The 21,557-nt window shown below is 61.8% G+C and carries 16 protein-coding genes, 1 tRNA gene and 1 pseudogene; 7 read left to right on the top strand and 11 right to left on the bottom strand.

The window, feature by feature from the left end; all coding sequences use genetic code 11:
* The first annotated feature begins 6 nt into the window (after window positions 1-6).
* Window positions 7-2,079, top strand: a complete 2,073-nt coding sequence (gene ligA / locus ACE3PH_RS07040; protein WP_374317299.1) for an NAD-dependent DNA ligase LigA — start codon at window positions 7-9, stop codon at window positions 2,077-2,079.
* Window positions 2,080-2,097: 18 nt separating this feature from the next.
* Here the strand turns inward: ligA and ACE3PH_RS07035 are convergent, their stop codons facing one another.
* Genes ACE3PH_RS07035 through ACE3PH_RS07025 form a run of 3 tightly spaced genes read right to left on the bottom strand, consistent with a single transcriptional unit; the run spans window position 2,098 to window position 3,861 of the window.
* Complete coding sequence (locus tag ACE3PH_RS07035; RefSeq protein WP_374317298.1) at window positions 2,098-2,493, bottom strand: DUF2237 family protein; 396 nt, start codon at window positions 2,491-2,493, stop codon at window positions 2,098-2,100.
* Between the two features lie 21 nt (window positions 2,494-2,514).
* A complete protein-coding gene (locus ACE3PH_RS07030; protein ID WP_374317297.1) occupies window positions 2,515-3,429 on the bottom strand; it encodes an SPFH domain-containing protein in 915 nt (304 codons plus the stop codon).
* A 6-nt stretch (window positions 3,430-3,435) separates the two neighbouring features.
* Window positions 3,436-3,861 carry an NfeD family protein gene (locus tag ACE3PH_RS07025; protein ID WP_374317296.1) on the bottom strand — a complete coding sequence of 142 codons (426 nt, stop codon included), beginning with the start codon at window positions 3,859-3,861 and terminating at the stop codon, window positions 3,436-3,438.
* A 173-nt stretch (window positions 3,862-4,034) separates the two neighbouring features.
* On the opposite strand from ACE3PH_RS07025, the gene ACE3PH_RS07020 reads away from it, so the two are divergent.
* Window positions 4,035-6,302, top strand: a complete 2,268-nt coding sequence (locus ACE3PH_RS07020) for an Orn/Lys/Arg decarboxylase N-terminal domain-containing protein (RefSeq protein ID WP_374317295.1) — start codon at window positions 4,035-4,037, stop codon at window positions 6,300-6,302.
* Window positions 6,303-6,381: 79 nt separating this feature from the next.
* Here the strand turns inward: ACE3PH_RS07020 and ACE3PH_RS07015 are convergent, their stop codons facing one another.
* From ACE3PH_RS07015 to ACE3PH_RS06980, 8 genes and pseudogenes are all read right to left on the bottom strand, one after another.
* Window positions 6,382-7,290 carry a cation diffusion facilitator family transporter gene (locus ACE3PH_RS07015; RefSeq protein WP_374317294.1) on the bottom strand — a complete coding sequence of 303 codons (909 nt, stop codon included), beginning with the start codon at window positions 7,288-7,290 and terminating at the stop codon, window positions 6,382-6,384.
* A 73-nt stretch (window positions 7,291-7,363) separates the two neighbouring features.
* Entirely contained in the window at window positions 7,364-9,022 is a 1,659-nt protein-coding gene (locus tag ACE3PH_RS07010) for a response regulator (protein ID WP_374317293.1), read from the bottom strand.
* Between the two features lie 128 nt (window positions 9,023-9,150).
* Window positions 9,151-10,293, bottom strand: coding sequence for a molecular chaperone DnaJ (gene dnaJ, locus ACE3PH_RS07005; RefSeq protein ID WP_374317292.1), 1,143 nt, complete (start codon window positions 10,291-10,293; stop codon window positions 9,151-9,153).
* 87 nt (window positions 10,294-10,380) lie between these two features.
* Window positions 10,381-12,330 (bottom strand): annotated as a pseudogene (gene dnaK / locus ACE3PH_RS07000) (molecular chaperone DnaK); the annotation flags it as partial.
* Between the two features lie 99 nt (window positions 12,331-12,429).
* Window positions 12,430-12,972, bottom strand: a complete 543-nt coding sequence (grpE, locus tag ACE3PH_RS06995; RefSeq protein ID WP_374317291.1) for a nucleotide exchange factor GrpE — start codon at window positions 12,970-12,972, stop codon at window positions 12,430-12,432.
* An 81-nt stretch (window positions 12,973-13,053) separates the two neighbouring features.
* A complete protein-coding gene (locus ACE3PH_RS06990) occupies window positions 13,054-13,455 on the bottom strand; it encodes an RNA-binding S4 domain-containing protein (protein WP_374317290.1) in 402 nt (133 codons plus the stop codon).
* Window positions 13,456-13,499: 44 nt separating this feature from the next.
* Window positions 13,500-15,566, bottom strand: a complete 2,067-nt coding sequence (gene mnmC, locus ACE3PH_RS06985) for an FAD-dependent 5-carboxymethylaminomethyl-2-thiouridine(34) oxidoreductase MnmC (RefSeq protein ID WP_374317289.1) — start codon at window positions 15,564-15,566, stop codon at window positions 13,500-13,502.
* A 40-nt stretch (window positions 15,567-15,606) separates the two neighbouring features.
* Window positions 15,607-16,389, bottom strand: coding sequence for a 3-hydroxybutyrate dehydrogenase (locus tag ACE3PH_RS06980; RefSeq protein WP_374317288.1), 783 nt, complete (start codon window positions 16,387-16,389; stop codon window positions 15,607-15,609).
* Window positions 16,390-16,454: 65 nt separating this feature from the next.
* Between ACE3PH_RS06980 and ACE3PH_RS06975 the strand changes: the two genes are divergently transcribed.
* The 5 genes from ACE3PH_RS06975 to ACE3PH_RS06955 form a co-directional block, all read left to right on the top strand.
* Complete coding sequence (locus ACE3PH_RS06975; protein WP_374317287.1) at window positions 16,455-17,393, top strand: alpha/beta fold hydrolase; 939 nt, start codon at window positions 16,455-16,457, stop codon at window positions 17,391-17,393.
* A complete protein-coding gene (locus ACE3PH_RS06970) occupies window positions 17,390-19,681 on the top strand; it encodes a bifunctional (p)ppGpp synthetase/guanosine-3',5'-bis(diphosphate) 3'-pyrophosphohydrolase (RefSeq protein ID WP_374317286.1) in 2,292 nt (763 codons plus the stop codon). Before ACE3PH_RS06975 ends, ACE3PH_RS06970 begins: the two co-directional genes overlap by 4 nt.
* A gap of 38 nt (window positions 19,682-19,719) precedes the next feature.
* Window positions 19,720-19,796 (top strand) — tRNA-Val (locus tag ACE3PH_RS06965).
* A gap of 321 nt (window positions 19,797-20,117) precedes the next feature.
* Window positions 20,118-21,287 carry a hypothetical protein gene (locus ACE3PH_RS06960; RefSeq protein ID WP_374317285.1) on the top strand — a complete coding sequence of 390 codons (1,170 nt, stop codon included), beginning with the start codon at window positions 20,118-20,120 and terminating at the stop codon, window positions 21,285-21,287.
* A 73-nt stretch (window positions 21,288-21,360) separates the two neighbouring features.
* Window positions 21,361-21,557 (top strand): hypothetical protein (locus ACE3PH_RS06955; protein WP_374317284.1); only part of this gene is annotated, 197 nt, incomplete at its 3' end.

The raw sequence follows: 21,557 nt of genomic DNA, 5'->3' as shown, positions 1-21,557 counted from the left end.
TCCACCATGTCGCAGAACGACCTGTTCGGCGCAGCAGGCGAGCTGCCTGCTGGTGATGTAGCCCGCGCCGCCGAATTGCGCCGCACCCTGCAGCACCACGCGCATCTGTATTACACGCTGGACGCGCCCGAGATTCCCGATGCGGAATATGACCGCTTGTTTCGGGAACTGCAGGCGCTGGAAGAGGCGCATCCCTCCTTGCGCACACCGGATTCGCCGACACAGCGTGTGCTCGGTCAGGTGCTGAATGGGTTCGAGCCGGTTCGCCATGTGGTGCCGATGCTGTCCATCCGCACGGAAACCGATACGGAAGCCTCTGGTGCCGAGGCCTTCGACGCACGGGTGCGCCGCGAGTTGGACCTGGGTGACGCCGCTCCAGCGGTCGAATATGCAGCCGAGCTGAAGTTCGATGGCCTGGCCATCAACCTGCGTTATGAGCAGGGCGTGCTGGTCCAGGCGGCCACGCGCGGTGATGGTGAAGTCGGTGAGAACGTCACGCAGAACATCCGCACCATCGGGCAGATTCCATTGCGCTTGCACGGAGCTGAACCTGCCGTGCTGGAGGTGCGTGGTGAGGTCTACATGCGCCGCGACGACTTCGATGCCCTCAATGAGCGGCAGCGGGAAAAGGGCGACAAGACCTTTGTCAACCCGCGCAACGCGGCGGCTGGTGCCGTGCGGCAGCTTGATCCGGCCATTGCTGCGCAGCGTCCGCTGAGCTTTTTTGCTTACGGCCTCGGTGAAGTACAGGGCTGGGATGTGCCGGCCACGCACAGCGGTTTGCTGGATGCGCTGTCGGCCATGGGCTTGCCAGTCTGTACCGAGCGCACTGTAGCGCGGGGCGCAGCAGAGCTGGTGGCTTTTCACCAGGCCGTGGGTGCGCGCCGTGACAGCCTGCCTTTTGACATTGATGGCGTCGTCTACAAGGTCAACTCGCGCGCCTTGCAAGAACAACTGGGCTTCGTTACCCGCGAGCCGCGTTGGGCCGTCGCACACAAATATCCAGCGCAGGAACAGCTGACCCAGGTTGAGGCGATCGACATCCAGGTCGGCCGCACGGGCAAGCTCACGCCTGTTGCGCGGCTCAAGCCCGTGTTCGTTGGTGGGGTCACCGTGACCAATGCCACCTTGCACAACCTGTTCGAGTTGCGGCGCAAAGGGGTGCGGGTCGGTGACACGGTGATCGTGCGTCGTGCTGGTGATGTGATTCCAGAAGTGGTCGGCGTCGTGCCGGGCGTCCGGCCTGCCTATGTGCCCAACTTCCGCATGCCTTCCAGCTGCCCGGTGTGTGGCAGCGCGGTGGTGCGCGAGCCCGGTGAGATGAACCATCGCTGCTCGGGCGGGCTGTTCTGCGCCGCGCAACGCAAGCAGGCTATTTTGCATTTCGCGCAGCGCAGGGCGGTCGAGGTCGAGGGCCTGGGTGAAAAGCTGGTTGATCAGTTGGTCGAAGGAGGGCTGGTCAAGACGCTGCCCGATCTGTATCGACTCGACGTGGCCACCTTGGCCGGCCTGGATCGCATGGCTGAAAAGAGTGCCCTGAACATCGTCCATGCGCTGGAAAAGAGCAAGCAGACCACCTTGCCGCGCTTCTTGTTCGGACTGGGTATTCGCCACGTTGGCGAGGCCACCGCCAAGGATCTGGCGCGCCACTTTGGCAAGCTGGACGCCATCATGGATGCGGACGAGGCAGCGCTGCTGCAAGTCAATGATGTGGGCCCGGTGGTGGCGCAGAGCATCCACACCTTCTTTGCCCAGCCCCATAACCGCGAGGTGGTGCAAGATCTGCGTCAGGTCGGGCTTCAGTGGGCCGAACATGAGCCCAGTAGCGTGGCCGATCAAGCCCTGCCGCTGGCGGGCAAGACCCTGGTGCTGACCGGCACCTTGCCCACCATGGGGCGGGAGGAGGCCAAGGCCCTGATCGAAGCCGCTGGTGGCAAGGTGGCCGGCTCGGTGTCCAAGAAGACGAGCTATGTGGTGGCTGGTGCCGAAGCGGGCAGCAAGCTCGACAAGGCGCAAGAACTGGGGGTGACCATCCTGGATGAGGATGGCCTCAAGCTGCTCCTGGCTTCCCAGCCTTGAGTGCGGCGAGCCGACCGTTCAGACGTCTGTTCGAGACGAGGGCAGGGCGTGCTGTTTCAGCAGTTCCAGGGGGATGACATCGAGCGCCCGCTCGTTGGTCGACTCCAGCACGACCGGGGGCGCGAACCCCGCTTCATAGGCTTCCAGCCAGCGTGAGGCGCACAAGCACCAGCGGTCGCCTGGTTGAAGCCCCTTGAAGCGGTATTCGGGGTACGGGGTCGAAAGGTCATTGCCAGCCTGGGCCGAGTAGGCCAGGAAATCGGCCGTGGCCTTGATGCAGACCACGTGCAGCCCCAGGTCGTCTTGGCGTGTGCGACAGCAGCCATCGCGAAAGAAACCTGTCAGCGGATCAAAGGAGCAGGCCCGCAAGGGGCCGCCCAATACGTTTCTGCCTGAAGTCAGTTCGATCGCCATGGGTGCCTCTCGTATGCCAGGTCAAGGAGCCGGGGGCGCCTTTTTCAGCAAGGTCATCGCGGTACCGATGAGCGCGGAAACCTCGCTCATGTTGCCGGGCACGATCATGGTGTTGTTCTTCTGGGCGAGCTGGGCGTAGGCATCCACCGCTTTCTCTGCCACCTTCAGATTGACCGCTTCAGGCCCACCCGGCTGGTTGATGGCATCGGCAATCTTGCGGATGGCGGCCGCAGTGGCTTCTGCCACGGAGGTGATGGCCGCGGCCTGGCCTTCGGCCTTGTTGATCTCGGCCTGCTTCAGACCCTCCGACTTGGCGATGAATGCCTCGCGTTCGCCTGTGGCCAGGTTGATCTGCTCCAGCTTGCGACCCTCGGACTCGGCGATGCGGGCGCGCTTGTCCCGCTCGGCTGTGATCTGTTGTTGCATGGAGCGCAGGATTTCTGCCGGCGGGGTCAGATCCTTGATCTCGTAGCGCAGCACCTTCACCCCCCAGTTCAGGGCGGCTTCGTCGAGTGCCGACACCACGGCGGCATTGATCGCATCGCGCTCTTCAAAGGTCCGGTCCAGCTCCATGCGCCCGATGACACTGCGCAGCGTGGTTTGGGCCAACTGCGTGATGGCTACCACGTAGTTCGAGGTGCCATAGCTGGCGCGCATCGGGTCGGTCACCTGGAAGTACAGGATGCCGTCGACCTGCAACTGGGTGTTGTCCTTGGTGATACAGACCTGGCTGGGCACGTCCAGCGGAATTTCCTTGAGTGAATGCTTGTAGGCGATGCGGTCAACAAAGGGCATCAGGAAACGCAGGCCAGGGCCGAGGGTGATGAAGTACTTCCCGAGGCGCTCAACCACCCAGCCGTTCTGCTGGGGAACAACCTTGACCGACTTGCTGATGAAAATGACCACAATGGCCGCGATGACGATGGCGATTTCCATGGTGTTTCAGACTTTTTCCAAAATGAGTTGATTGGCGTCGACAGCCGCGATCCGGTAGCTGCCGGATTCGGGGTGGCCATCGCCTTGAAAGCGGGCCTGCCATTCCGTGCCGCGGTAGCGCACGTGGGCTGTTCGCTCGGCGCTCCAGTGCGAGACATGCACGGTCTGGCCGATATCGAGCGCATCGGGGTTGGCTGAGGCGGTGGTGGCCGTTGTGCCTCGGCCCCTCATGCGCAGGTACCAACTGGTGACGGCACCGCCGCCCACCACGGCTGCAGCCACAATTTGTGCCGTCAGCGGGAAGCCCGCATGGGCGAGCAGGGCGCCTGCGCCTGCACCGAGTGCCAGCATCAACAGATAGAAGGTGCCAGACAGCAACTCCAGCCCTACCAGACAACCAGCCAGAATCCACCAGAGTGACGACTGACTCATGGATCAAACTCCCTTCTTGTGCCGGGGCAGTGTAGACCGGATTGGGGCGGGTCGCCATATTCGTGCCAGAGGCCAAAAAAGTTGTGGCGGCTGTCAAGAAATCTGACCCCAAGTACCCCTACACTTCGCGATCTTTGGACATTCCGACCATTTGCTGCTGAGGGTCTGTCGCCATGCTGCGTTTCCACTTCCCCATCGTCATCATCGACGAGGATTTCCGCTCCGAGAACACCTCGGGTCTGGGCATCCGTGCCCTGGCTGATGCCATCACCAAGGAGGGCGTCGAGGTGCTGGGCGTGACCGGCTACGGCGACCTGGCCCAGTTCGCCCAGCAGCAAAGCCGCGCCAGCGCTTTCATCCTGTCGATCGACGACGAAGAATTCACGCCCGGCCCCGAGCTCGACCCGGCTGTGCTGAACCTGCGCAAGTTCATTGAAGAGATCCGCTTCAAGAACGCCGACATCCCCATCTACCTGTATGGTGAGACACGCACCTCGGAGCACATCCCTAACGACATCCTGCGCGAGTTGCATGGCTTCATCCACATGTTCGAGGACACCCCCGAATTCGTGGCGCGTCACATCATCCGCGAAGCCAAGAGCTATCTGGACGGCCTGGCGCCTCCGTTCTTCAAGGCATTGATGGACTATGCCCAGGACGGCTCCTACTCGTGGCACTGCCCCGGTCACTCGGGCGGCGTCGCCTTCCTGAAGAGCCCGGTGGGCCAGATGTTCCACCAGTTCTATGGCGAGAACATGCTGCGCGCCGACGTGTGCAACGCCGTGGAAGAGCTGGGCCAGTTGCTGGACCATACCGGCCCCGTGGCCGAGTCGGAAAAGAACGCCGCCCGCATCTTCAATGCGGACCACTGCTTCTTTGTCACCAACGGCACCTCTACTTCCAACAAGATGGTGTGGCACCACACCGTGGCCCCCGGCGACATCGTCGTGGTGGACCGCAACTGCCACAAGTCCATCCTGCACAGCATCATCATGACCGGGGCCATCCCCGTGTTCCTGACGCCCACGCGTAACCACTACGGCATCATCGGCCCCATCCCCAAGAGCGAGTTCGAGCCCGCGACCATTCGCAAGAAGATCGCCAACAACCCGCTGCTCAAGGGCGTCGATCCCAAGAAGGCCAAGCCCCGCATCCTGACGCTGACGCAGAGCACCTACGACGGCGTGCTCTACAACACCGAGACCATCAAGGGCATGCTCGACGGCTGGATCGACAACCTGCACTTTGATGAAGCCTGGTTGCCGCACGCCGCCTTCCACAAGTTCTATGGCCTGTATCACGCCATGGGCAAGGGCCGTGCGCGCCCCAAGGATGCAGTGGTGTACGCCACGCAGTCCATCCACAAGCTGCTGGCCGGCATCTCGCAGGCCTCGCACGTGCTGGTGCAAGACTCGCAAAACGTGCCGCTCGACCGTAACCTCTTCAACGAGGCTTACCTGATGCACACCTCCACCTCGCCGCAGTACGCCATCATCGCGTCGTGCGACGTGGCCGCAGCCATGATGGAGCCCCCAGGTGGTACCGCCCTGGTGGAGGAGTCCATCAAGGAAGCGCTGGACTTCCGCCGCGCCATGCGCAAGGTGGACAAGGAATACGGCAAGGACTGGTGGTTCAAGGTCTGGGGGCCGGACAAACTGGTCTCCGAAGACATCGGCAAGCCCAGCGACTGGGTATTGAAGGCCAACGAAAAGTGGCACGGCTTCGGCAACCTGGCCGAAGGCTTCAACATGCTCGACCCGATCAAGTCGACCATCATCACCCCGGGCCTGGACGTGTCGGGCAAGTTTGCCAAGACGGGTATCCCGGCGTCCATCGTGACCAAGTACCTGGCCGAGCACGGCGTGGTGGTCGAGAAGACCGGCCTGTACAGCTTCTTCATCATGTTCACCATCGGCATCACCAAGGGCCGCTGGAACACCATGCTGACGGCGCTGCAGCAGTTCAAGGACGACTACGACAAGAACGCGCCGCTGTGGCGCATGCTGCCGGACTTCTGCAAGAAGAATCCGAAGTACGAGCGCATGGGCCTGCGCGATCTGTGCCAGAGCGTGCACGAAGCCTATGCCAAGGGTGACATTGCCCGTCTGACAACCGATGTGTACCTGTCTGGCCTGGAGCCTGGCATGAAGCCGTCGGACGCCTACGCCTGCATCGCCCGTCGCCAGACCGAGCGTGTGGACATCGACGACCTGGAAGGCCGCATCACCACCGCGCTGCTGACGCCTTACCCACCCGGCATCCCGCTGCTGATCCCTGGTGAGCGCTTCAACAAGAAGATCGTGGACTTCCTGAAGTTCAACCGTGACTTCAACGAAGCCTTCCCCGGCTTCGCTACCGATGTGCACGGCCTGGTGGCCGAAGAGTTGCCCAACGGTGGCAAGCGCTACTACGTGGACTGTGTGGCCAAGTCGGCAGAATAAGCCGCAACGGCTTCACCCATGAAAAAGACCGGCCTGGAGCCGGTCTTTTTGTTGGCCCGCACGATTGTGCGACGCTGGCTCAGTCTGCGAGATCTGGCTCGAAGAACACCCAGCGCACAGTGGGGAAAGCCTCTCTGAAACCCTTTTCGACGCGGTTGATAGCGTGGATCAGGCCCTCCTCGCTGCCCGTCAGGTGCATGCGGGCCTTGATCGACACCATGATGTCGTTACCGAGTTGCTGGGTCAGCAGGTTGTAGAGCTGCGCGACTTCGGGCTGCGAGGTCAGGAAGGTGCGCATGCGCTCCAGTTCGGCGGGCTCCGCACTTTGTCCCACCAGCAAGGCCTTGACTTCAGCGCCCACCAGAAAGGCGACGAGTACCAACAGGCTGCCAATGGCAATGGAGCCCACGGCATCCCACATGGGGTTGCCTGTGACGATGGCCAGCAGGATGAAGCCCAGCGCCATGGCCAAGCCGCCCAAGGCAGCGATGTCCTCACCAACGACAACCAGCAATTCGCTTTGGCGCGTGGTGCGGAACCAGTGCCACAAAGACCCGCCATTGAGCCCCTTGCGGACTTCGCCCAGAGCTCCCCACAGCGACATGCCTTCGGCCACCACGCCAAAAGCCAGGATGGCTACGGCCACCCAGGCATATTGCAGGGGTTCGGTGCTGTGCAGCTTGTGCACGCCTTCGTAGATGGAGAACAGGCCGCCCATGCTGAAGAGCATCAGGGCCACGATGAAGCTCCAGAAATAGCTGGCTTTGCCGTGGCCGAGCGGGTGGTCCGGGCTGGCCGGTCGTTTGGCCTCTTTCATGCCCCACAACAACAGCGCCTGGTTGCCACAGTCTGCATAGGAGTGGATGGCCTCGGCCATCATGGACGAGGACCCCGTGAACGCGGCACCAGCGGTCTTGGAGATGGCGATCGCGAAGTTGGCGCCGAGGGCGTACAGGATCGACTTGAGCGAATTGGAATGACCAGACATGGCGATGGCAGGGGGATACAGACGAGGGTGCCCGCATGGTAGCGGGCAGGCGTGAACGCTCGAAGACAGCCTGTCAGGCTGCGTTGGGCGCAGGCGCGACTTTAACCCGTAGACTGAGCCCGCCGGCTTGACGTCCGCTGTCGTTCCCCAAAGGAAGCCGGTTCGGCTGACCCTTGAAGCTGTTGCGCAGGTTCTGGATCAATGGCTCCAGCCGGTCGGCATCGGCAATGTGTTCGCGGTGGCGATCCAGCGCGATACCGGCCATTTCTGCCCACTTCGCATTGCGCCATTTCTGGGCGAGCGAAATCAGCTCGGTCACGGCAAAGCGGTGCTGGCCAGCCAGTGCCTGCGAGAGTGCGGCCTGAACGGCCGTTTGGGCTTCGCTCAGGATGTTCTGTATGCGGGCCTGTTGCTCCGGGCGCTCGGCTGATGCGGCCAGCATCAAGGTGGCCGCGGCCTTGTTGCCACTGAATCGCCAGCTGAGCTTCTCGACCCAGTCGCTGCATGGCGGGGCGGCGGCCAATTCGGGACTGATGCGCGCCAGCAGGCTCAGCAGGTTGCACGCGGCCTCCACATCCAGGTCATCGGCATCCAGTTGTTCTGCCAGCTTCTGCAGTGTCGATGGCAGCAGTTCGGATTTTTGCTCGGCCACCAGGCACAGCGTGCGGCCGACTTCCACCATGCGTTGAATCCGGGCACTGTCAGGCTGGTTCTGCAAAGCGGCATCGAGTGCGCTCAATGTGCGACGCAGCCCCTTGGTGTCTTTGGCATCCATGCGCATGAAGGCCAGCAACATGAGGCTTTGCTGGTCAAACATCTTCGAGCCGTTGCCGAGCGTGGCCGCCCGCTCCAGTGGGCGCACGGCTTCTGCCTTGTCGCCGGCATAGAACGATGCCGCACCATGCCGCACGCAGCGGCTGATCGATGCCGGGGTGATGTCCCAGGCGCGCTTGAGCGAATCACGGGCTTGCGCGAGTTCGCCTTGTTCGATCTCCAGGTTGCCCAGCATGTCGTGCCCCTCGGCGAAATCGGGGTGCTCTTTCACGAGGTTGTGCAGCAGGCGGCGCGCCATCGGAGTTTGCTGGCTGTCGACATAGGTGCGGGCCATGCCCAGTTGAGCCCAGGCCAGGCGAGGGTGCTGGTCCAGCACCTTCTGGTAGAGCGCCTGGGCTTCCTTGACGTGCCCTTGGCGCGCCAGCAGGTCGCCCCCTATGCGGGCGGCATACAGGGCATAGCTTTTCCCGCCCACGAAGCGTTGTACGCACAGCCTGGCTGCGTGGCCAAAGTCACCTGCCTCGATGGCAGAGAAGATGTCCTTGAGGGCCATCTTGCGTTGCCTGGCGTGCAGCAGGCGGTCGCCCAGGGAGTTGGCCGTGTAGGGTTTGATCAGGTAGCCATCCAGCGCCGCTTCGGCGGCTTCTGCCACCTTGTTGTAGCTGGCTTCACTGGTCACCATCAGAAAGGTGGTGGCGTAGGGCAGGAGGTTGGCGCGCCGCAGGTCATCCAGCAGGTCCTGGCCGCTGTAGGCCTCGTCCTCGAAGTGGTATTCACATAGCACGAAGTCGTAGGTCTGCCGCTCCAGTGCCACGCGGGCATCTTGGGGGCGTCTGGCCTGCACCACATTGCCCACACCCAGGTCGCGCAACTGCGAGGCCAGGATGCTGCGCGACACATTGCCGTCGTCAACGATCAGAGCCTTGCAGTTTTCAACGCCTTCGTACAAGTAGGGCATGGATCAGCGGTGTCCTTTTTTATGAATGTCGGCAGATTGGCAGCCAATCTTGAATAGACACCAGTTGATGGGGTGTTACTCAAGAAAAAAGCGACCCGGGTGGGTCGCTTTTTTGTATTGCGGAAGCATCACTTGAAGATGTTCTTCACGCGGTCGGTCCAGCTCTTTGAGTTCGGGGAGTGTTTCTCCCCCCCTTTCTTGAAGGACTCATCGAGCTCCTTGAGCAGCTTGCGCTGGTGCTCGGTCAGCTTCACGGGGGTCTCTACAGCAATGTGGCAGTAGAGGTCGCCGTGGTGGCTGGAGCGGATGCCCTTGATGCCCTTGCCGCGCAGACGGAAGGTCTTGCCGTGCTGCGTGCCTTCGGGGATATCGATCTCCGCCTTGCCACCCAGTGTAGGCACCTCAACCGAGCCACCCAGGGCGGCTGTGGTCAAGGGCACCGGCACCGTGCAGTGCAGGTCGTCACCATCGCGCTCGAAGATATCGTGCGGACGGATGCGGATCTCGATGTACAGGTCACCTGCGGGGCCGCCATTGGTGCCCGGCTCGCCGTTACCGGCCGAGCGGATGCGCATGCCTTCGTTGATACCGGCCGGGATCTTGACTTCCAGGGTTTTCTGCTTCTTGACGCGGCCTTGGCCGTGGCAGTGCGTGCAGGGATCCGGGATGACCTTGCCGGTGCCGTGACAGTGGGGGCAGGTTTGCTGCACGCTGAAAAAGCCCTGGCGCATGTGCACCGTGCCCGAGCCGTTACAGGTCGTACAGGTCTTGGCGCTGGTGCCTGGCTTGGCGCCTGAGCCATGGCAGTGCTCGCATTCATCCCAGGAGGGAATGCGGATCTGCGTGTCCTTGCCATGTGCGGCTTCTTCCAGCGTGATCTCCATGGCGTACGACAGGTCGCTGCCACGGTAGACCTGCGGACCACCGCCGCGGCGACCACCGCCACCGGCAGCGCCGAAGATGTCGCCGAAGATGTCGCCAAAGGCGTCTGCAAAGCCACCAAAGCCTTCTGCGCCACCGCGGCCTGCACCCATATTGGGGTCAACGCCGGCATGGCCGAACTGGTCGTAGGCCTGGCGCTTTTGCGCGTCCGAGAGCATCTCGTAGGCCTCTTTGACCTCCTTGAACTTCTCTTCGGCTTCCTTGGCCTTGTCCCCCTGATTGCGGTCAGGGTGGTACTTCATGGCCAGTTTGCGGTAGGCCTTCTTGATCTCGTCGTCGGTGGCCGTCTTGGCCACCCCGAGCACTTCATAAAAATCGCGTTTCGCCATGTTGTTTCCAGGCTGAACTGCAAAGGCACAGGTGTGCGAGAGAAGCTCTCACACGACCTGTGCCCGAGGTGATGCGGCAGGCCGCGATCAGTCCTTCTTGACTTCCTTGAACTCGGCGTCGACCACGTTGTCGTCGGCCGGCTTGGCATCCGATGCACCGCCCGGCGCAGCGCCTTCAGCGGCACCGCCAGCAGCCTGAGCGGCTTGCATGTCGGCGTACATCTTCTCACCCAGCTTCTGGCTGGCGGTCATCAGGGCATTGGTCTTGGCCTCGATCTCGTCCTTGGAGTCGCCCTTGATGGCTTCTTCCACTTCCTTGATCGCAGCTTCGATCTTGTCCTTCTCGCCGGCTTCCAGCTTGTCACCGTATTCGGTCAGCGACTTGCGCACGCTGTGAACCATGGCATCGCCCTGGTTCTTGGCCTGCACCAGCTCGACCTTCTTGTGGTCTTCCGCTGCGTTCAGCTCGGCGTCCTTCACCATCTTCTGGATTTCGTCCTCGGTCAGACCCGAGTTGGCCTTGATGGTGATCTTGTTTTCCTTGCCGGTGCCCTTGTCCTTGGCGCTCACGTGCAGGATGCCGTTGGCGTCGATGTCGAAGGTCACTTCAATTTGCGGGACACCACGCGGTGCGGGCGGGATGCCTTCCAGGTTGAATTCGCCCAGCATCTTGTTGCCCGAAGCCATTTCACGCTCACCCTGGAACACCTTGATGGTCACGGCCGGCTGGCTGTCGTCAGCGGTCGAGAACACCTGCGAGTGCTTGGTCGGGATGGTCGTGTTCTTGCCGATCATCTTGGTCATGACGCCGCCCATGGTTTCGATACCCAGGGACAGCGGAGTCACGTCCAGCAGCAGCACGTCGGTACGGTCACCGGCCAGCACCTGACCTTGCACGGCAGCGCCCACGGCCACGGCTTCGTCAGGGTTCACGTCCTTGCGCGGATCCTTGCCGAAGAACTCCTTGACCTTTTCCTGCACCTTGGGCATGCGGGTCATGCCACCGACCAGGATCACGTCATCGATGTCGCCCACGCTCACGCCGGCATCCTTGATGGCGGTGCGGCAAGGGGCAATCGTGCGCTCGATCAGGTCTTCGACCAGGCTTTCCAGCTTGGCGCGGGTCAGCTTGATGTTCAGGTGCTTCGGACCAGTGGCGTCAGCGGTGATGTAAGGCAGGTTGACGTCGGTCTGCGACGAGTTCGACAGCTCGATCTTGGCCTTTTCAGCAGCTTCCTTCAGGCGTTGCAGTGCCAGCACGTCCTTGGTCAGGTCGACACCGGATTCCTTCTTGAACTCGGTGATGATGAAGTCGATGATGCGTTGGTCAAAGTCTTCGCCACCCAGGAAGGTGTCGCCGTTGGTCGACAGCACTTCGAACTGCTTTTCGCCGTCCACATCGGCGATTTCGATGATCGAGATATCGAACGTACCACCGCCAAGGTCATACACCGCGATTTTGCGGTCGCCCTTGCCAGCCTTGTCCAGCCCGAAAGCCAGCGCAGCGGCAGTCGGTTCGTTGATGATGCGCTTGACTTCCAGGCCCGCGATACGACCCGCATCTTTGGTGGCTTGCCGTTGTGCATCGTTGAAGTAAGCGGGCACGGTGATGACGGCCTCGGTGACTTCTTCACCCAGGTAGTCTTCAGCGGTCTTCTTCATCTTGCGCAGCACTTCTGCCGACACCTGGGGAGGAGCCAGTTTCTTGCCACGCACTTCCACCCAGGCATCGCCGTTGTCGGCCGCTGCGATGGTGTAGGGCATCAGATCGATGTCCTTTTGAACTTCCTTCTCAGTGAACTTGCGGCCGATCAGGCGCTTCACCGCGTACAGGGTGTTCTTGGGGTTCGTCACCGCCTGGCGCTTGGCCGAGGCGCCCACCAGAATCTCGCCGTCTTCTTGATAAGCGATGATGGAAGGAGTAGTACGAGCGCCTTCGCTGTTCTCGATGACCTTGGTGGTGTTGCCTTCCATGATGGCCACGCACGAGTTCGTGGTGCCCAGGTCAATACCGATGATCTTGCCCATTTTGTGTAGCTCCTTGGAAACTTGAAACCGATTGCTTGGTTATCTGGGTTGTTTTTTGCAGGTTTCAAGGCCTTTTTGGCCTGATTTCTGCGATTTTTTAATGTCGGCTTATTTCGGTGCAGCCACGGTGACCAGCGCCGGACGCAGCACGCGGTCCGAGATCAGGTAGCCCTTTTGCAGCACGCCCACCACGGTGTTGGCTTCCTGGTCGGCCGGAACCATGCTGATGGCCTGGTGCTGGTGGGGGTCGAACTTGGCGCCAGCGGCGGGGTCAATCACGATGACCTTGTTGCGCTCCAGGGCGGCCGTCAGCTGACGCAGGGTGGCCTGCACGCCTTCCAGCACGGTCTCGACCGGGGTGTCAGGCTTGGCTTGCTGGCTGGCCAGTGCCGCTTCCAGGCTGTCCTTGACGGGCAGCAGGCTGTCTGCAAACGATTCGACCGCGAATTTGCGGGCCTTGCTGATTTCTTCTTCGGCACGGCGGCGGATGTTTTCGGCTTCGGCCTTGGCACGCAGGTAGGCGTCAGACACCTCGGCGTGCTTGGCCTGCAGCTCGGCGAGTTGCTGTTCAACGCTGGTTGCGGCGGTGTCCGGTGCCGAAGCGGCGGCAGCGGTGTCGGGGGTCTCGGCGTTGTTGGGCATGTCGCTCATGATGTGAAAAATGGTAAGAGTCCATCAAAACCCTGCAGATATCAGGGCTCAGGTCTGGGTTTCAAGGGGGTGGACGAAAAATTATTCGTCGAGCCCGGCGCTCCAGCGGTTCCAGTCGGCCAACTGGCGCCGGTCGCGCTTGGTTGGTCGGCCTTGCTCGATCGCCAAGGCGGGTTCGGCCGCCAGGCGACGTGCTTCTGCGTGCTGTTCCCGGCGCAGCAGGCTGTCGGCCGTTTCCTCGTACAAAGTCTGGGCGACCGGGGCCGGACCACGGATGTGGCTGATGGCCCGGACCATGATCGTGCGGGTGAGGGCACCCTGGCGGATGTCCACACGATCGCCGACCTTCAGTTCGCGAGAAGGTTTGGCCGGGGTTTCATTGACCTGGACACGGCCTTTGTCGATTTCGTCGGCTGCGAGGCTGCGTGTTTTGTAAAAGCGGGCAGCCCAAAGCCATTTGTCCAGTCGTAAACGGTCGCTCATCGAGGCGCGGAGTAAGTCGGAAGCCGGAATGTCCGCCAGTGTACTCAGCCTTCGGCCTGCGCTGCGTCCTGGCGGTTGCGCGTCACCGCACGCGACACCATGCGGGCCGGGTCAAGTGCTTCGCGCAAGTCTGCTTCGATCGGGCTCGGGCAGCCCGTGACCCAGGACGCCAGCAGCTCGGCGGCCAGTGCGGCCCAGGTGATGCCACGCGAGCCGAGCCCGCCCATGAGGTACACGCCGCCGCTGGAGGTGGTCAGGCGTGGCACGAACCGAGGCTGGTCCAGGCGCTTGGCGCGACCGGATGCATCGGTCGGGCAGGGGGCCAATGGCAGGGCGCCCACATAGGGCAGGCGGTCTGGCGTGGCTGCCCGCCAGCCAACCCGTCCAAACAGCTCTGCACCCAGGGTTGACGAGGCCGCATCGGGCAGCTCGGGCAAGCCGGTGCAGCCGATGCGCTCTGCCTGGCGGAGGTTGTGCAGGTGGTCTGCCGTGCGGATGGCGGGTTCGGCATCGTGGGACTGCGTGGTCGCACCACACAGCAGCCTGCCTTCGCGCAGGCCCAGCACATAACCCGCACCGGCAATCGGCAGGCGGGGCGTGGGGGCGTCCAAGGCGGTGATCTGCCCTCTGATGCTGGACATGGGCAAGGTGGCTGCACCCGGCAGGCCGGCAGCCATGCTGGCCGTGCGGGTTCCGCAGGCCAGGACCAGCGTGGGTGCCGCGGCAACCGTCTGCCCCGAGGTGTCGATCACATCCCACAGATCAGGCTGATCCGGGTTGGCATTCAGGGCGTCGATCTCGGTGTTGAACAGCGTGGTGACGTCACCTTGCCCTCGTGCCTCACGCAAAAACCAGTTGGCCAGCCCGGCAGGGTGCAGCCAGCCACCTTGTGCAAACAGCCACCCCCCGCTGGGCACGGCCAGGCCGGTAGCAGACTGCGCTGCCTCTGCACTGAGCCAGCGCACGTAGTCTGCCGGCAAGCCAAGGCGGTCAAGCAAGGCGTGCGCATCGTCGGCTGAGGTCTTGCCGTCCAGCCGCAGCAGGCCTTCGACCAAACCAGTCAACTCGCCACGGCTGACCAAGGGTGCCGCTATCGCTGCCGTGCGCAAGGCTGCGGCCCGGTAGGCCCGTGCATGGATGCCATCTTCGCCATGCAAGATGGCATGAAAAAGGCCGCCAGGGTTGCCGGAAGCGGCCTGGGCCACATCCGTTTCCGCCTCGACCAGCGTGCAGCGCCAGCCCTGTCGTGTGAGCGACCAGGCCGCGGCACAACCAGCCAGACCGGCGCCGAGAATGACGGCGTGGCGCTGGGGTTGCGGCACCTCATCGGCACGCAGGCCGCCGGGTGGCGGTGGGGCGATGTGGCGAGGGCTGTATGTGGCGCGGGTGATGTCCCGCTTGCCGCCAATGCCGGCCACTTTCTCGGCCACGAAACCGGCCTTGCTCAGGCCGTCACGCACGCCTCGCGCCACGCTCCACGTCGCGGCGGTGGCATGGGGTGCAGCCAGTCGGCCCAGCCGGCTGATCAGGTGCTCGTCCCACATCTCGGGGTTCTTGGCGGGGGCGAACCCGTCCAGATAGAAAGCATCCGCCTTCACCACGAGTTGAGGCAGCACCTCGGCAATGTCACCCAGTGCCAACAGCAAGGTCACATCCCCCAGCGCCGAGTGTTCTAAGTGCAGGGTGTGCATGCCCGGCGTCAGCACAGGCCAGGCATCGTGCAAGGCCTGAGCCAGTTGGCGGTGCCCTGGCTCGGCTTCGGCTTCAGGGGGCGGCTGATCCAGCCCATGCACCCGCGCCAGATCAGCCCGGGTCAGGGGGTGTTTTTCGACCGAGATGAATGTCAGCCGCTTCGGGCGTTGGGGGTCTGCCCGCCAGCTCGCCCATGTGGCCATGAAGTTGTTGCCCAGGCCAAACCCGGTTTCCAGTATGACGAAACTGTCTCGCCGAGCCCACCGCTCAGGCAACCCGTTGCCAGCCATGAAGACATACCGGGCCTGCTTCCATGCACCCCATGTCGGGTGGTACACATCTCCATAAAGCGGCGAATAGGGAACGCCGCCAGCCTGACCTGAGGGGCATTCCCCCAGGCTTGCCGGTGTCAAGCTCATGTTTGCGAAATCAGGTACGACTCAAGAACCAGGGCAGGGCTTACTGGGCAACCCAGCCACCATCCACGTTCCAGGCCACGCCGCGGATGTTGTCTGCGGCCGGTGAACACAGGAAGACCGCGAGGTCGCCCAGTTGCTGCGGCGTGACGAATTGCAGCGACGGCTGCTTTTCGCCCAACAAGCCCTTTTGAGCCTCTTCCACGGTGATGCCTTCACGCTCGGCGCGGGCATCGATCTGCTTTTGCACCAGGGGGGTCAACACCCAGCCCGGGCAGATGGCATTGGCCGTCACCCCGGTGGTGGCCGTTTCCAGTGCCACAGACTTGGTAAAGCCCACCAGACCGTGCTTGGCTGCCACATAGGCTGACTTGCCGGCAGACGCCACCAGGCCATGGGCCGATGCCAGGTTGATCACCCGGCCCCAGTTCTTGGCGCGCATGGACGGAATGGCCAGGCGGGTGGTATGAAAGGCCGAGCTCAGGTTGATGGCGATGATCGCGTCCCACTTCTCGGGCGGGAAGTCTTCCACGTTGGCCACAAACTGGATGCCGGCGTTGTTCACCAGGATGTCCACACCACCGAAGTCAGCTGCGGCATATGCCATCATGGCTTCGATCTCGGCGGGTTTGCTCATGTCGGCGCCGTGGTAGCCCACCTTGATGGCATGGGCTTTCGCTGCCGCCAGCACTTCTGCCTTGGGCGCGTCGACGTCACCAAAGCCATTGAGAATGATGTTGGCCCCTTGAGCCGCCAACTGGCATGCAATGCCCAGACCGATACCGCTGGTTGATCCCGTCACGAGGGCAGTTTTTCCGTTCAACATCCAAGGCCTCCTGTCGCAAGAAGAAACACAATGTCGTTGAGGACCATTATCTGCCGAGGTTTCGCATGAGCAGCATTGCACCGCACAAATCCATCGCACCAACGTTGCATAGGGTGACCTGCCAGGGCGCCAGCCGTTCCGGGCAGCCCACGCACGAGATGGCGTACTGGTCTTGGGGTGACCCGGCCAACCCGCGCATCCTCATGTGCGTGCATGGCCTCAGCCGACAAGGGCGTGATTTCGACGCATTGGCCCAGTCACTGTCTGACACTTATAGAGTCGTCTGCCCTGACGTGGTGGGGCGCGGCCACTCAGACTGGCTGGCCGACCCGGCGGCCTACCAGGTGTTCACCTACGTGGGTGACATGGTGGCCCTGGTGCAGCAGTTGCGTGCCGAATTGAAGCGCGATGACCCCCTTGAAATCGATTGGGTCGGCACGTCGATGGGGGGCTTGATCGGCCTGGGCTTTTCCACCTTGCCACCCCAGGTGTCCGGTGCCCGCCTGCGCAAGTTTGTGCTCAACGATGTCGGGCCCCGCTTGCGCCTGGAGGCCTTGCTGCGCATTGGTGACTACCTCGGCAAGCCGGTGAGCTTCTCGTCCGAGCAGGAAGCAGCCGACTACCTTTGGAGCATCTCGACCGGCTTTGGCCCCCACACCGCCGAACAATGGCTCAACCTGTCGCGCCCCTTGCTGCGGCGGTCTGCCGACGGGGCAAAGTGGGTGTTGCATTACGACCCCGACATCGCCGCGCCGTTCCGAGGCATGACAGCAGAAGCCGCCGCTGGTGGCGAGGCTGCGCTCTGGCAGGTATACGATGCGCTGACCTGTGAGGTGCTGTTGCTGCGAGGCAAGCAGTCTGATCTGCTGGACGCCGACACAGCGCAGGCCATGACAGCCCGAGGGCCCAAGGCCCGGTTGATAGAGTTTGATGGGGTGGGGCATGCACCCACCCTCATCGCCGATGATCAGATCACGGCGATACGAGATTTTCTTTTGCCATGAAGACTTCCGCCCTGGAGTCACCGCACGCCACCATTGTCGAGTTGGTCGATCTGGACCTGCCCGAAGGTGAAGCCGGTGACCTCGCCAACCTTCGGCAAGCCCGAGAGGAAGGGTTGGCACGCGCACGTGATTTCGCAGCGCCCTTGCTGGACGGCCAGCACATCGATTCCGGTGAGCCTGCTCTGGCCCATGCCGATGGCGTGTCATTGATCCTGCACGGCATCGGTGCGCCCCCGTCCTTGCGTGCGGTGGCCTACCTGGTCTATGCCAGCGCCTTCCTGAAGCAGCCTGATGAGGTGATCGCCCGTGCCTTCGGGGCGGACGCCGCGCACCTGGCTGCCCATGCCCGCAAGCTGGTCCAGATTCAGCGCAATGCCCGAGACATGCTGGGCGACGAGGGCCTGGGGCCCTTGAATGCCGAGCAGGTCGAACGCATTCGCAAGATGTTGCTGGCTTTCTCGCGTGATTTGCGTGTGGTGCTGCTGCGCCTGGCATCGCGGCTGCAGACCTTGCGCCACTTTGCAGAAACCAAGCAGCCGTGCCCCAAGGCCCTGGCGCGCGAGGCCATGCAGGTGTTTGCGCCGCTCGCCAACCGCCTGGGGATCTGGCAGATCAAGTGGGAGCTGGAGGACCTCTCTTTTCGCTTCCTCATGCCGGACACCTACCGGTCGATTGCCCGCTCGCTGGATGAAAAGCGCATCGAACGCGAGCGCAATGTCGAGCATGCGCGGCAAACCCTGGCTCAGGCGCTGGCCAGCTCTGGTATCGAAGCAACCGTTCAGGGGCGCCCCAAGCACCTCTACAGCATCTGGAAGAAGATGCAGGGCAAGAGCCTGACCATCGAGCGGGTGTTCGATTTGCGGGCGCTGCGCGTCATCGTGAGCGATGTGCCCGCCTGCTATGCAGCCTTGAGCCGGGTGCATGAGCTATGGCAGCCGATGCCTGAAGAGTTCTCGGACTACATTGCGCGCCCCAAGCCCAATGGCTATCAGTCCTTGCACACTGTGGTGCAAGACGAGCAGGGGCGGCCCATCGAGATCCAGATTCGCACGCAGGCCATGCACGATCACGCCGAAAGCGGGGTGGCTGCACATTGGGCCTACAAGGAAGCTGGAACCAAGGGCTATGCCGGCGTGCAGGCTGCGGGCGAGTTCGAGTCTCGGGTGGCAGAAGCCCGCAAGACGGTGTTGAGGCAACTGCTGGCCTGGGAACGAGACCTCGCCGCCGCAGACGACCAATACCAGGGGCAGGGCGGGGCGGGGCATGGTCTGTTTGACGACCGCATCTATGTCTTCACGCCAGACGGCAAGATCATTGACTTGCCGGCCGGCGCCACGCCGATTGATTTCGCCTATGCCTTGCACACCGACCTGGGCCACCGCTGCCGCGGGGCGCGGGTCGATGGCGCCATGGTCACGCTCAACACCTCCTTGCTCAGCGGCCAGACGGTTGAAGTGGTGGCTGCCAAAGAGGGCGGGCCTTCGCTGGACTGGCTCAACGCCGAACAAGGCTATCTGCGCAGCCCCCGTGCGCGTGCCAAGGTTCGGGCCTGGTTCAATGCCCTGGCCCAGCAGGCCACCATTGCGCGTGGGCGGGATGCCGTCGAGCGCCTGCTGCAGCGTGAGGGCAAGACATCGGTCAAGCTGGAGTCGCTGGCCGACATGCTGGGCTTCCGCAATGCCGATGCCTTGTTTGAAGTGGTTGGCAAGGATGAGTTTTCGCTGCGCAACATCGAGCAGGTGTTGCGCCCGAGTGCGCCTGAGCAAACCGCAGATGAGCTGATTGCCCAACGCCTGGCTCGCACAGAGCAAGAGGCGGCTGCCAGCCGAGGCAAGGAAGGGCGCGGCGTGCTCGTGGTGGGGGTGGACTCGCTGCTCACGCAACTGGCGCGCTGCTGCCGGCCTGCGCCGCCCGATGCGATTGGTGGCTATGTCACCCGTGGCAAGGGCGTCGCCGTGCATAGGCGAGAGTGCAGCAACTTCCGCCAGATGGCCCACCAGCACCCCGAGCGCGTGATTGCGGTGGAATGGGGCAAGCAAGCCATGGGCGATGACGCCAGCTATGCGGTCGACGTGCTGATTGAAGGCCATGACCGACCAGGCCTGCTGCGTGACGTGTGTGATGTGTTTGCGCAGGGCAAGACCCATGTGAAGGCCATGCACAGCCAGAGCCACCACGACGAGATCACCATCACCCTGACGGTGCAGACCGCTGACACCAGCAAACTGGCCTCGTTGCTGTCGCGTGTTGCTCAGGTGCACGGAATTGCAAAAATTCGAAGGAAGTAGACAAAACCCAAAAAATAGTGCTACATTATTGGTCTTGCAGGCGCGTAGCTCAGCTGGTTAGAGCACCACCTTGACATGGTGGGGGTCGGAGGTTCGAGTCCTCTCGCGCCTACCAACTGCATGGGAACCGGTAAGTCGGAAACGACTTACCGGTTTTTCTTTTTGTGCCAAGCACCAACCCCGTCCGCCGAGATCTGGCGAGGCGGGGTTATTTTTTTGCCGTACCCGAACGGCTTGACTTGGGCGATGCGGCCGACTATCTTGCTCGAACAGCTTGTTACTGAACCAACAAGTGACGCATAACCTGGGAGGAATGGCCGTTGAAGAGCCAAAAACCAATGCGCGACAAGCACTTAGGCCCTGACGTGGTTAATGGGTTAGGCCTCACTTTGCGCCTGAAACCACTTTGTTATGCGTCAGTTTTGACGTCTAAATTATGTTAGGCAGCAACAAGCAACCGCCGAGCTATTCGCTCTGCAATGAAATTCTGATCGGAGAAAACCCAATGCCCGCAGCTTTTTCGTCAGCACTTTACTATCCATATATAGACATAAAAGACGAACGCTGGCTGCGAAGCGCAGCACTGTTCTGGGACTCCATCCGAACGATTGTTCCGGTATCCCACAGGGATCCTTACTCTAACGACTTCGCTCGAATTCTCTGCGACGAAGGGGTGCTTGAGCCCGTTCGCGTTTCGTCGGACATGGAAGAGGTTGAGGAGCTAACCGAAAGAGTTCTCGACTATCTGACTGACCCAGCCTCCGTAGGCGTCATGTTCAACACTGATAAGAATCCAACACGCCGGATTCATCCGGAGAAAATGTCGCACGAATTGCGAGAGTTTGCTCATATACATCCGGATAAATTGCCATACATGATCCGCTCAGAACTGGAACGTGGACTTCACGATGATGGCTGGTTTCACGTAGCCCCTGGGTTCGCAAATTTCTACATGACACTACTCGCGTCCCAGCTTGCACAGCGGTTGGGCTTGGGACTGGTCACTGAGTCATCAGCAGCAGACCAATTGGCAATTGCCGTGGGCAAGGGAAAACCACTCGGTGCCTCCAATAGCAGGCGCGTTGGTCGTCATTTTGATGCATTTGGCCCAAGGCGGTCATTGCCAACAGAGGTCGCACCCAGCTTACTTATTGACCTTATGGTTCAAGGCATATCCTTGCCAGAACATCTCTCCGCAAAGGAAATACTCAAGTTCAAGAGAGATCACCAAGAAGAACTGTCTCTATTCAGGAAAGAGGTTGCACGCCTTACAACAGACCTACCCAAAGATGTACCTGTGGAGGCACTGAGGCAAGCCGTATCTGATCAGTATCAAGCAAGTGTCTTACCAGCCATGCGCAGCCTTCGCGAGTCATTGAGAGCCCAGGGCTGGGAGGCTGGGCTAAATGGCTTGCTCAAGGTGTCATTCTTCTCGGCTGCACCAACTTCGGCTGCAATCCTTGCAGGCATCCCTAGCTCCGTTGCGTTGCTCGCAGGCGCAGGCGTTTCACTTACAGCGTCTGCTGTGATGCTGGCAAATCAACGACGGAGAACTAGACTTGAAAGTCCGTACTCCTATTTGCTTTCAATGGAGCGTCAGTGGTGATGGATCTGCGGTTGACTAGGCATTTTCATGTCGCTGCCTAACTGTACGTTCAACGCGGACGCCACTACAGGCCATGCCTTCGGCATTTTCATGGCCTGTAGCGGTACCCTCCGCGCTTCGCGCTCCGGCGCCGGTTAACTTTGGCTACAAGGGCTTCCCCATCTGTCAAGCAAAACCATCCCCGGGTGATTCGCCGAAGGCGATTCACCTGGAATATTCAAAACCACAAAAAGCCAATACAGGGATCAGACGCGCAGATATCAACCAAGG

This window comes from Aquabacterium sp. (assembly GCF_041909175.1).
GTDB lineage: Bacteria > Pseudomonadota > Gammaproteobacteria > Burkholderiales > Burkholderiaceae_C > Aquabacterium.
The sequence above is the reverse complement of the archived record's forward strand: the minus strand, read 5'-3'. Positions and strand labels throughout refer to the sequence as shown.